Annotated in this window: 10 protein-coding genes; 9 read left to right on the top strand and 1 reads right to left on the bottom strand. The window is 57.4% G+C overall.

Features of this window, described 5'->3' with window-relative positions; genetic code table 11:
- The first annotated feature begins 76 nt into the window (after positions 1 to 76).
- The 9 genes from VGK48_08950 to VGK48_08910 all read left to right on the top strand — a co-directional run bounded on the left by VGK48_08950 (position 77) and on the right by VGK48_08910 (position 11,349).
- Positions 77 to 844, top strand: a complete 768-nt coding sequence (locus VGK48_08950; GenBank protein ID HEY2381293.1) for a slipin family protein — start codon at positions 77 to 79, stop codon at positions 842 to 844.
- Positions 841 to 1,449 carry an SPOR domain-containing protein gene (locus VGK48_08945; GenBank protein HEY2381292.1) on the top strand — a complete coding sequence of 203 codons (609 nt, stop codon included), beginning with the start codon at positions 841 to 843 and terminating at the stop codon, positions 1,447 to 1,449. The genes VGK48_08950 and VGK48_08945 overlap by 4 nt, the downstream gene beginning before the upstream one ends.
- A gap of 45 nt (positions 1,450 to 1,494) precedes the next feature.
- Complete coding sequence (lnt, locus tag VGK48_08940) at positions 1,495 to 3,051, top strand: apolipoprotein N-acyltransferase (GenBank protein ID HEY2381291.1); 1,557 nt, start codon at positions 1,495 to 1,497, stop codon at positions 3,049 to 3,051.
- A protein-coding gene (gene prfB, locus VGK48_08935) for a peptide chain release factor 2 (protein HEY2381290.1) occupies positions 3,032 to 4,139 on the top strand; the annotation gives its coding sequence in 2 pieces (ribosomal slippage) (positions 3,032 to 3,100 and positions 3,102 to 4,139; 1,107 coding nt in all). Before lnt ends, prfB begins: the two co-directional genes overlap by 20 nt.
- A gap of 34 nt (positions 4,140 to 4,173) precedes the next feature.
- Positions 4,174 to 6,294 carry an ATP-dependent DNA helicase RecG gene (recG, locus tag VGK48_08930; GenBank protein ID HEY2381289.1) on the top strand — a complete coding sequence of 707 codons (2,121 nt, stop codon included), beginning with the start codon at positions 4,174 to 4,176 and terminating at the stop codon, positions 6,292 to 6,294.
- A 1-nt stretch (position 6,295) separates the two neighbouring features.
- Entirely contained in the window at positions 6,296 to 6,823 is a 528-nt protein-coding gene (rsmD, locus tag VGK48_08925; GenBank protein HEY2381288.1) for a 16S rRNA (guanine(966)-N(2))-methyltransferase RsmD, read from the top strand.
- Entirely contained in the window at positions 6,820 to 7,311 is a 492-nt protein-coding gene (gene coaD / locus VGK48_08920; GenBank protein HEY2381287.1) for a pantetheine-phosphate adenylyltransferase, read from the top strand. Before rsmD ends, coaD begins: the two co-directional genes overlap by 4 nt.
- A 3-nt stretch (positions 7,312 to 7,314) precedes the next feature.
- Positions 7,315 to 8,490, top strand: coding sequence for a pyridoxal phosphate-dependent aminotransferase (locus VGK48_08915; GenBank protein HEY2381286.1), 1,176 nt, complete (start codon positions 7,315 to 7,317; stop codon positions 8,488 to 8,490).
- A gap of 111 nt (positions 8,491 to 8,601) precedes the next feature.
- Entirely contained in the window at positions 8,602 to 11,349 is a 2,748-nt protein-coding gene (locus VGK48_08910; protein ID HEY2381285.1) for a protein kinase, read from the top strand.
- 44 nt (positions 11,350 to 11,393) lie between these two features.
- Here VGK48_08910 and VGK48_08905 read toward each other — a convergent pair.
- On the bottom strand, positions 11,394 to 11,873 hold a 480-nt coding region (locus VGK48_08905), incomplete at its 5' end, for a cytochrome P450 (protein ID HEY2381284.1).

Genomic DNA, 11,873 nt, shown 5'->3' with positions numbered 1-11,873 from the left:
TCCAATTTCCAACTTCCAATTTCGAATTTCCAATACGTTATAGACTGTAGCCCACAACAGAAAGGACAACTCCCCCATGGATATGACTCCCGTGCTCTTGTTCGCCGTCATCATCGTCCTGATCTGGCTCTTCAACTCCATCAACGTCCTCCGTGAATATGAACGCGGGGTGATCTTCCGCGTCGGGCGGCTGCTGCCCGAGCCGAAAGGGCCGGGCCTGGTCTGGGTTCTCTGGCCGATCGACCGCATCATGCGCGTCAGCCTGCGCACGATCACGCTGGATGTGCCGACCCAGGACGTCATTACTCGGGACAGCGTCACCGTCAAGCTGAATGCGGTTATTTACTTTCGCGTGGTGGACCCGAGGCGGGCCATCGTCGAGGTAGAGAATTATCTGTACGCAACGTCGCAGCTTGCCCAGACGACACTGCGATCCGTACTGGGCGAGGTCGTGTTGAACGATCTTCTCGGCCAGCGGGAAAAGCTGAACCAGCGGCTGCAGGAAATTCTGGATCAGCACACCGATCCGTGGGGTATCAAGGTGGCACTGGTTGAAATGAAAGGCGTCGATCTCCCGGAAAACATGCAGCGCGCAATGGCGCGGCAGGCCGAAGCCGAACGGGAAAAGCTGGCGAAAGTTATTCACGCGCAAGGCGAGTTCGAAGCTTCGAAGACCTTAGCCGAGGCGGCCAATACCATCGCGGCGCAGCCGGTGGCGTTGCAACTCCGATACCTCCAGACCCTGACGGAGATCGGCGCGGAGAAGAACACCACAATCATCTTCCCGCTGCCAATCGACATCATGGATTACTTCATAAAGGCGCGAGATGGAGACAGAAAATGATGGAAGAGCAGACGACGTGGAAAGGGCACACCTTCACGCTTTTCGTATTTACCGGCATCGTGATGTTGTGCTCGATTTTCTTCATTCTGGGCATGCTCGTCGGACGGGCGGAGGGGCAGAAACTGGCATCCGCTTCGACCGCATCCGGTAAGGCTGAAGCCAAGGCGGCGCCCAAGGAAGAGAAGGAGGATTTCACGTTCTACGATTCCGTCAAGAAACAGGATCAGACTGCTGCGCTGCAGCCGGCGCCCCAGCTCAAAGCGGAGCCTGATCCGGAGCCCGCAGCGGCGCCGGCAACACTCGATCCACCTGAGAAAACCGGCCCCGATCCCGAACCGTCCGCCGTTAAACCCCCGCCTCCGCCGCCCGCTCCGGCAAATGCGATCAGTTATCAGATCGGGGCATTGAAAAAAGCCGCTGACGCTTACAAACTTCTGGATGAAGTGAAAAAAAAGGGATTCCGGGCGCTTATTCTCGCGCCGGCCGACGGTGATCCAAACCCTTGGTATCGTGTTCGTGTGGGACCGTTCACCGATATGGCCGAAGCCGAAGAAGTAAAGCAGAAGCTCAAAAACGAAAAGTACGACCCGCAGCCCAAAAAGTGAATCGCACTCCGCGAAGCGCTGTCCGAATCAACCTATACTGGGTAAATGACACTGGCTTCGCCCCCCGACAAAATCGGGCATGTAGTCCCGGGCTTTAGCCCGCGCCCGAACTCCGAACGCGGGCAGAAGCCCGCGACTACATATCTGATTTCAGCAATTTCCGGGGTTCTGCTGGTTCTATCGCTACCTAAGCCCGACCTGTATCCCCTGGCTTGGATCGCGCTCGGCCCGCTGATTTTTGCCATCGCCAAGGCAAAATCCGTCGCTCAAACCGTGCTGGCCTCTTACATCGCAGGCGTTGTGTTCTTTTCCGGCACCTTCTACTGGATCACCGAAACCATGACCATCTACGGCGGTCTGTCGGTCCCGCTGTCAGTAGGTGTGGGCGCGCTGTTTGCTCTCATGTACGCCCTGTACTTTGTCCTATTCGCGCTCGGCCTGCACCTCGCGCTGCATAAATTCGGGGCCGCTGGTTTGTTCTTCGCCGCCCCCGTGTGGGTCACCGTCGAGTGGCTTCGATCGATCCTGTTTTCGGGTTTTCCCTGGATGCTTTCGGGCTATTCTCTGGTTCCCTATGCCGGCATTCTGCAGATGGTGGCGTGGACCGGCATCTATGGTCTGTCTTTCCTGGCAGCATTTGTGAGCAGTCTGATCGCATACGCCTTGTTGCAGCGCAGCCAAGCCGCGGCTGCGGTGGCCGGGGCGATCGTTCTGGTTTCCTGGTTTCTCCCCGTGCTGGGGAGGACGCCCTCCGGTGATCCTGTGGCGGTTCGCCTGGTGCAAACCAATATTCCCCTCGATCAACCCTGGCAGAAACCGGATTCCGATCAGTTGCTCGATGAACTCGGCGCGCTATCGACCCGGGATACCGCCAAACCAAAGCTTGTCGTGTGGCCTGAAACGCCGGCTCCCTTTTACCTGAGTGATACCGGATTTCGAACACGTATGCAGAATATGGCGCGCAAACTCGGCGCCTATTTTCTCATAGGCTATATTGACGCGAAGGGGGATGAACCGTCGAACAGCGCGGCTCTTCTGAACCCGCAAGGAGACCAGGTATCCCGGTACGACAAGATGCATCTGGTTCCTTTCGGCGAGTACGTGCCGTTCAAAAACCTTCTGTTTTTCGCCTCCAGCCTGACCCGGGAAGTCGGAGAATTCGTGCCGGGAACCGACTATACGATCAGCCCGATGGATGGCCATCCGATCTCGACGGCGATCTGTTACGAAAGCATTTTCCCGGACCTTGTACGGCAGTTCGTGAAGAAGGGATCCGAATTGATCGTAGTCATTACCAATGACGGCTGGTTCGGCCAATCGTCCGCACCGTACCAGCATTTGCGCATGGGCGTCGTGCGTTCGGTGGAGAACCACCGTTGGATGGTACGCACGGCCAACACAGGAATCAGCGCAATTATCGATCCTTATGGCAAAATTGAGTCTGAGACGCCGATCGGCGAGCGCATGATTCTGGACGGAAGTGCACAGTTCCGGACCGATCGGACGTTCTACACCGAATACGGCGACGTTTTCGCATATCTAAATGTGCTGGCCGCCATTATTCTGCTGGCTTGGAGGTCGAATGCTCGAAGAGCTTATTGAACGATTCACACAATTGAAATCACGCAGCGAGGACGTCCGGAGGTTTCTTTGACGCCCGTACCCGGCAACAGCAGCTTGACGACTTGCAGAAGCAGATCGCGGAGCCCAATTTCTGGTCGGATCAGGATCGTTCCAGCAAAATCCTTCAACAACGCGCCCGCCTTGAAGAGACAGTCGAACTCGATCGCCAGGTAACGCAGCGCATTGACGACGTTCAGGCCTTTATGGAACTGGCCCGCGAAGGCGAGCCAGTGCTTAATGATTTTTCCTCTCAGCTCGGCGACACTGAGAAATTTGTCGAACGCCTCGAAACCAAAGTGCTGCTCTCGGGCGAAAACGACCAGCTGAACGCGATTGTCAACATCCATCCCGGCGCCGGCGGCACCGAAGCGCAAGACTGGGCAGAGATGCTCATGCGCATGTATCTGCGGTGGGCGGAACAGAGCGGCTTCAAGACGCAGATGCTCGACTATCAGAACGGTGATGAAGCAGGCATCAAATCCGTGACGCTCAATATCATCGGCGAATACGCGTATGGTTACCTGCTCTCGGAGACCGGCGTCCACCGCCTGGTGCGCATTTCGCCTTTCGATGCAAACAAACGGAGGCACACGTCCTTCGCATCTGTCGCCGTCTACCCGGAAGTCGACGACAAGATCGAGGTCGTCATCGATCCGAAAGATCTTCGAGTCGATACCTACCGCTCGTCCGGAAAGGGCGGCCAGCATGTCAACACCACCGACTCGGCCGTACGCATCACGCACATCCCCACCAATATCGTCGTCCAGTGCCAGAACGAACGCTCGCAGCACAAGAACCGTGACGTCTGCATGAAAGTTCTGCGCGCCCGATTGTTCGAGCTCGAGGTGGACAAGAAAAAAGCGGAGTCAAAGGTGATCGAAGACAGCAAGCTGGACATCGCTTTCGGAAGCCAGATCCGGTCGTATGTGCTGCAGCCATACCGGCTTGTGAAAGATACGCGGACGAAGGTCGAAGCCGGTGATGTGGATCGCGTCCTGAATGGCGACCTGGAATCATTCATGAAGGCATACCTGCAAGCACGAGCCCAACAGGCGACAGCGAAATAGAAAGGAACACAAGAAGCACAAGAGGCACAAGAATATGTCTTGTGCCTCTTGTGCTTCTTGTGTTCCTTTTCTCTTTTGTATGCTTCGACTAGACTCGGACGTCCAATACATCAAGGGGGTGGGTCCGCGGCGCGCATCGCTGCTGGTGTCGCGTGGTATCCGCACGATTGAGGATCTGCTCCTCCATATCCCGAAGGCATATCAGGACCGCGCCAACTTTGTTCCCCTGGCTTCGTTGAAGATCGGACAGGATGCCGCGGTTCACGCCCGCGTATATCGCAGCAGCGTGCTCCAGACCAGAACTCGAGGCCGCATTCTGGATGTCATACTCACCGACGGCACCAGTTTCGTTCACGCCAAGTGGTTCCATGGAAATTACCTGCAAACGCGCGATTTCAATGCCGGCCGCGAGGTCGTTCTGTTCGGGCGTGTCGATTTCGACCGGTATGAATCCAGGTTTGTGTTCTTCAATCCTGAATTTGAGTTAATCGACACAGGCGACCAATCCAACTCGCTGGATATCGGCCGTTATGTACCGATCTATGAAGAACTCGCTGGGATCACCAGCCGGCAGATGCGGCGGATCGTCGCGGCCGCGCTGGCGGATCTGACAAAAGATGTACCCGATCCACTGCCCGACGACGTTCGTACAAACCACGGGTTTCCGGATCTTCGCCTGAGTCTTGAACGCATTCACTTTCCCATAGCGAAAGACAATCTCGACCAATTGAATCAGCGCCGTTCGCCCTATCACCGGCGGATGATCTTTGAGGAGTTTTTCTTACTCGAGTTGATCTATGCGTTGCGGCGCGGCCAGACTCGCTCGCTGAACGGCGTGCGCTTCGAGACCCGGGACCGCACGCGCGAACGGGTTAAAAAGATTCTGCCGTTTCATCCGACGGCCGCGCAGAAGCGCGTTTTGAAAGAAATCGTGGATGATCTGAAGGCGCCCTATCCGATGATCCGTTTGATGCAGGGCGACGTCGGGAGCGGCAAAACAATCGTCGCCTTTGAATCCATTGTCATTGCCGTCGAGAATGGCTATCAGGCGGCCTTGATGGCGCCGACCGAGATTCTTGCCGAACAGCACTTCATCAACGCCAAGCGGATCTTGGAACCCTTGAATTACCGGATCGGCGTGGTTCGGAGGGGAATCAAAAAAGCGGAGAAGCAGGAACTGATCGAGAAAATCGGCGAGGGCGAAATCGACGTCATCATCGGCACTCACGCTCTGGTTGAAGAACATACCAGGTTCAAGAACCTGGGGCTTGTCATTGTGGATGAGCAACATCGTTTCGGCGTAGTGCAGAGGCTGCAGCTGATGGCGAAAGGGGACAATCCGAACACTCTCGTGATGACGGCAACGCCGATTCCGCGGACTCTCGCGATGACCTTGTACGGAGACCTCGATCTTTCCGTCATTGACGAAATGCCGCCCGGCCGCACGCCGATCCGGACGATCCATGCGATTGATCGTGATGCAGAACGGATCTACCGCACCATACGCGATGAACTGGAACAGGGGCGGCAGGTCTATGCCGTTTATCCGGTGATCGAGGAATCGGAAAAAGTCGATCTCAAATCCGCGACGGAAGGCTTCAAGAAGTTGTCGGAGACCTTCAAAGGGCGGCGTGTGGCGCTTCTCCACGGGCGTTTGAAGTCTGACGAAAAAGAAGCGACGATGGCCGCATTTGCCGCGGGACAGATCCACATTCTGGTTTCAACCACCGTTATCGAAGTGGGTGTGGATGTGGCGAACGCTACCGTCATGCTCATCGAACACGCGGAGAGATTCGGCCTTGCTCAATTGCATCAGTTGCGCGGACGAGTGGGGCGGGGGCCGCATCGATCCCTGTGCATTCTGATGACACCCGCACGCCTGAACGACGTTGCACGGCAGCGCATTCAGGCGATGGTTTCGACCACCGACGGCTTCCGGCTGGCCGAGGTAGACCTTCAGCTGCGAGGACCGGGCGAAATGGCGGGCACCCGCCAGTCGGGAATGCCGGAATTTAAAGTTGCGAATCTGATGCTCGATAGTGATCTGCTGTCGCTCGCAAAGCAGGAAGCCGAACGCTGGGCGGAACGGTCCGGAGAGCGGGAGCGTTTGATCGACGCGCTCTCAGCCCGGACACGGTTTGTGACGGTGGGATGAGATGCGTATCATCTCCGGAAAATTTGGCAGCCGGCGCCTTAAAGGAACACCGCCATCCGGACTGCGGCCGACGAGCGACAAGCTACGCGAGACGGTGTTTAATATATTAGGAGTTCGCGTCGAAGGCGCCACTTTCCTCGATGGATGCGCCGGAACGGGCGCGATCGGTCTCGAGGCCATCAGCCGCGGAGCGGCGCTGGTCTACTTCGTGGAGCAATCACGCAAGGCCTGCCGGATGATAAGGGAGAACCTGCAAGAACTGGACATTCAGGAAGGATTCAAGGTTTTTGAAATGGATATCCGAAAGGCGTTTGAGATCGTCGGTGCCGTCGATATCGCCTTTGTCGACCCGCCGTATGATCGCGATGACCTGTATGAAGCCACGTTGAATCACTTCAACGGCGATTTGCTCGTCCTTGAACATTCGAAACGAAAAGATCTGCCCGAGGCCGCCGGAAGGCTCAGGAAAATCCGATCTCTTGTGCAAGGTGATGCTGCGCTGGCATTCTATACGCCGGAGATGATGTGACGACCGCGATCTATCCCGGCTCATTCGATCCGCTGACGTTCGGCCATGTCGATGTCGTCGAGCGCAGCGCCCGCTTGTTCGATAATGTCATTGTGTCGATTCTGACCAATGCGCAGAAAGCGCCGCTCTTCACCGTCGAAGAACGCATTCAGATCATGAATGAGATTCTGAAGCCGCGTTTTAAAAACGTGGAAGTCGATGTATTTCATGGTCTGCTGGTGGACTATGCCAAACAGAAAAAGGCTCAGGTCATCGTCCGGGGAATCCGTGCAGTCACGGACTATGAATACGAGTTTCAAATGGCGCTGATGAACCGCCGTCTGGCGCCGGAAATCGAGACTGTGTTTATGATGCCGGCCGAGAATTACTCGTATCTCAGCTCGAGGCTCGTGAAGGAAATTGCGGAGCTGGGTGGATCGGTCAAGGGGCTGGTTCCGGACATCGTAGAGAACCGTTTGAAACAGAGATTCAAGAAAGAGAAAGAATAACGAATGAAGCTGGCGACTCGAATTTCGCGCATTTCAGTATCAAAAACGATGGCCGTCATGGAAGCGGCGATCAAGCTCCGGGAGCAAGGCCTCGACGTGGTCGATTTCGGACCTGGCGAGCCCGACTTTCCAACCCCCGAGAACGTGAAGCAGGCGGGCATCCGGGCCATTCAGGAAAACTTCACGAAGTACACCGCGATCGGCGGCATCAAGGAGCTGAAGAAAGCGATCGTCGATAAGCATGCGCGCGATTTCGGCTCGAGGTACGACATCGGCGAATGCGTCGTCAATTTCGGCGGCAAGCACGCGCTGTTCAACATATTTTCGGCGATCGTCGATGAAGGCGAAGACGTGATCATCCCCACACCGTACTGGGTGACGTTCGGCGATATCGCGCGCTACGTGAACGCCAATCCGATATTTGTTGCAACCAAAGAGTCGGAGGGCTTCCGATTGACAGCCGACCTCCTGGCGCGTTCGCTGACGCCGCGTACCCGCATGGTGGTGGTGAATTCACCCAATAACCCCAGCGGCGCGGTCCTGGATAACGAGGAATTCGGTCGCATCGCAAAACTTTGCTCGGAACGCGATATCTTTCTATTGTCGGATGAGTGCTACTCGCACTTTCTGTACGACGGCCGGAAACCGTTCTCCGTCGCCTCGCACACCGATTTGAAGAGCCATATCATCATCGCAGGCTCTATTTCGAAGACTTACGCGATGACCGGGTGGAGAATCGGGTATGTTCTCGCTTTGCCCGAGATCATCGGCGCCATCGTGAAGCTTCAGAGCCATTCGACGTCGAATCCCACCTCGATATCGCAGAAGGCCGCGCTCGAGGCGCTCACCGGACCTCAGGAGTCTGTCGGAATCATGCTGGCGGAGTACGCGAAACGCCGGACGTTCGTTCTCGATCGTCTGCGCGCGATTCCGGGTGTGAAATGCGCGGAGCCTGGAGGAGCGTTCTACGCCTATCCGAATATTTCAGCCGCATTTGGACGCAGCGGTATCAAGGACAGCGTGGATTTCTCGGCCAAGCTGCTGGAGAAGGTCCATGTGGCGGTGACGCCCGGCGAAGCCTTCGGAACAAACGACCACGTGCGCATGTCGTACGCGACGTCCATGGAGCAGCTCGATAAAGGGCTCAAGCGCATACACGAGTTCATGGCGGGCCTGTGAAGGAAAATTAACCGCAAAGGGCACAAAAGTTAAGAATCGCGAGTCGTTAAATTCCGGACGAACGCGATTTTTTGCCGTGTCGTCCTGGCGCGATCGCCGCCCGCCGTGGACTTGGCTTTCCTGGTCCGCTATACTCCCGACCTCGACGCAGAGATGAACACTGGGGACAACGTCAGTCACTATCGCATCCTTTCACTGTTGGGCAGAGGTGGAATGGGAGTCGTTTACCTGGCGGATGACCTCACGCTCGGCCGTAAGATCGCACTGAAATTTCTTTCGCACGACTTCGCCAGAGACCGGATAGCAGTCGAACGGTTCTGGCGCGAGGCGCGAGCGGCGTCGGCGCTGAATCATCCAAACATCTGCACGATTCACGAAATCGCCGAACATCACGGGCAGCCCTTCATCGCTATGGAGTGGCTCGAAGGGCAATCGCTGCGGGATATTCTTCAGACCCGGCGGCTTTCACTCGACGAGTTGTTGACGCTGGCGATCGATGTGGCAGACGGACTCGATGCGGCGCATCGCGCCGGCGTCGTGCATCGAGACATCAAGCCAGGCAACGTCTTCGTCTTGAACCGGAACCGAGCGAAGCTCCTCGATTTCGGTCTGGCGAAAATGGAAGTCCGGCAGTCCCTGCCGCCGGATGCAACGCCATTGACGGACCATGGAGTCACGCTGGGCACTGTTGCGTACATGTCACCGGAACAGGCGAGGGGGGAGAACCTTGATGCCCGAAGCGATCTGTTCTCTCTTGGCGTCGTCTTTTATGAGGCCGTCACCGGCATGGCGCCATTCCGCGGTTCCAGTTCGGCCGTTATTTTCCACGAAATCCTTGGCAAGACTCCGGTGCGTCCTGCGCTATTGATTCCGGACACGCCGGCGGATCTGGATCGGCTGATCATGAAAGCGCTTGAGAAGGATCGTGATGTGAGGTGCCAGAGTGCCGCGGAGATCCTATCCGATCTCAAACGGCTGAAGCGCGATCGGGATTCCGGCTCGGTGTCCGCATCCGAAGTTGCGGTATCGGTTGCGGTGGGGAACCTGATGCCGCAATCGGCCTCCTCTCTGTCGCAGGCAACGAGCGAATCCCCGTCGAGTTCCTCGGACGCCGCAGTCGCGACGGCGTTGTTGAAGAGGCACCGTGCGGGAGTCGCGGTTGGTGCGGTCGCGTTGGTGCTGGTCCTGGCCGTCGTTTTCTATACTCTCGGAACACGGCGGACTCCGAATGCGACCACATCCGCTCCGGACGTGCAAGTCGAGCAGGTCACCTCCAGCGGAGATGCCGCGCAACCTGCAATTTCTCCGGACGGCAAATTCGTCGCGTATGTCAGCAGGGGAGGTCTATGGATTCGTCAGACTGCGACGTCGAGTAACGTCCAGATCGTCGCACCGCAAAGCGAATCTTTTATGCGGGGCTTGACCATCACTCCGGACAACAACTTCGTCGATTTCCTGCGTGTGCCCAGAAGCATCAGTACACCGCCTTCGCTGTGGCGCGTCCCGCTCCTTGGAGGAACACCGAAGCTCCTGGTGGACGATGTTTACAGCCCTGTCGGATGGTCTGCGGATGGTCGTCGAATGGCTTTCATCCGTTCAAACATAGACACCAATCCGACCTCGCTGATCGTTGCCGATGCCGAGGGGCGGAATCAGAAGGTTTTGCTCACAGGAAAGCTGCCGGATCTCCATCTCGCTACTATCGTGCAGCCGGGCAATGAAAACGTCCGGCCCGCATGGTCGCCGGACGGAAAGCTGATCGCATATGTGACGACGGGAGAAGGCAACAGCAGCGGAACCGTAAGCGCCTCGCGGCTGGTGTTGGCCGATACGACGGACGGGAAAATGCGCATCGTTGACATTCCCGTCCGCGCTATCGCTTGGATCGATAACTCCTCACTGGTTATTACACAGGTGGGCCCCGAAGGCTCTCAGCTTTGGCGGCTTTCGTACGGCGACGGGACGCTGAAGCGCATAACAAATGACCTTAACTCTTATACGGGTGTCAGCGTTGGCGCAGATCGCAATTTATTGGTTACGGCCCGGGCCGAAGAGCACAGTGCACTGTGGATCGGCAACGCCGCCGCGACGGAAGGAAGTGAGGTCGCGCGGTCCATCCCCGGATTAAACACACCGCAAAACGTCATGGCATGGCACGGCGACCGGCTCTTCTTCGGTGCCCGCAATACTATTTTTGCGTTGCCGGCCGGAGGGGACCAGCCGGAAGAGATTCTCAAAAACGCATCCGCTCCTGCATTCACTTCTGACGGCAAAACCATGGTTTACATCGGTCAGGGCGGAACGGTATGGAAAGCGGAAAGCGATGGACGGAATCCAGTCCAACTCGTTGCCATCGCGAGTTACTGGCCTCTGGTTACGTCCGACGCCCGCGACGTCATCTTTCAATCTTTTGCCGGCGGCTTCCTGCAGATGTGGAGAGTGCCTCTTGCCGGAGGGAAGCCCACGCTCGTCAACCCGACTCCGACAGCGCACCCGCAGCTCTCGCCGGACGGCAAGTCTCTGGTCTTTGCTTCGCAGGAGCAGAACCAATGGTTCATTTCGGTATGCGATCTACCGGACTGCTCCCCTCTACGGCACGTTCGGCCAATGAATATTCGGCTCTTCCTGAATAAATGGACGCCCGATGGCCGTGGGATTGCCTACGCGCCGGTCGCGACGGCCGGCAACATTTTTATCCATCCGCTCGATGGCTCTCAAGAGCGGCAGCTGACGCACTTCACCGATCCGCGGGGAATTGTCGACTTTGCCTGGTCGAAGGATGGCAAGCGTCTCGCCATCGCCCGCACCGCAACGTCTCAGGACATCGTTCTTTTTCGCGGCATCAAACCGATGCCGTGAGGATCCTGGCACGAGAAAATACCAATGAAGTCCCTCGGGACCAGCTAACGCGGCAAAGCCGGCATGGAACGGGTCCGCCGCCGCAGCTCGATCGCCTCGCGCGTCGGGTGGTGGATCTTGGACGCCAGCCCGAGAGCGCCCAGCAGGCGGATGATCCAGCTGCTCGGATCCACGTGCCACCAGTTGAAGGTCAGATCGGCGGAGGCCGGGAACGCGTGGTGGTTGTTGTGCAGCGCCGAGCCGAACGTGATCGGGGCGAGAAGGTGGTTGTTGGCGCTGCGGTCTCCACATTCGAACGGGCGAAATCCGCAGGAGTGCGGTCCCGCCGAAAAGTTCAACCCGCCCCGCAGTGCCCGCCCAACCAGTTGCCGGCCCGGCTTGAACAGGTGCGCGTCGTTGCCGTAAACAGCCGGGTCCGTGTTCGTGGCAGCCACGTCAACGATGATCAGATCGCCCGCCGCAATTTGGGCGCCCCCTAACGCCACTGCCTCAGTCGCCCGCCGCTGCAGAACGGGAGCTACGGG

Source organism: Terriglobia bacterium (assembly GCA_036496425.1).
Lineage (GTDB): Bacteria > Acidobacteriota > Terriglobia > 20CM-2-55-15 > 20CM-2-55-15 > 20CM-2-55-15.
The sequence above is the reverse complement of the archived record's forward strand: the minus strand, read 5'-3'. Positions and strand labels throughout refer to the sequence as shown.

Bases quoted from the DNA above. Each gene is read 5' to 3' on its own strand.
- VGK48_08950 (HEY2381293.1), top strand. From the start codon at position 77: ATGGATATGACTCCCGTGCTCTTGTTCGCCGTCATCATCGTCCTGATC.
- VGK48_08945 (HEY2381292.1), top strand. From the start codon at position 841: ATGATGGAAGAGCAGACGACGTGGAAAGGGCACACCTTCACGCTTTTC.
- lnt (HEY2381291.1), top strand. From the start codon at position 1,495: ATGACACTGGCTTCGCCCCCCGACAAAATCGGGCATGTAGTCCCGGGC.
- recG (HEY2381289.1), top strand. From the start codon at position 4,174: ATGTCTTGTGCCTCTTGTGCTTCTTGTGTTCCTTTTCTCTTTTGTATG.
- rsmD (HEY2381288.1), top strand. From the start codon at position 6,296: ATGCGTATCATCTCCGGAAAATTTGGCAGCCGGCGCCTTAAAGGAACA.
- VGK48_08915 (HEY2381286.1), top strand. From the start codon at position 7,315: ATGAAGCTGGCGACTCGAATTTCGCGCATTTCAGTATCAAAAACGATG.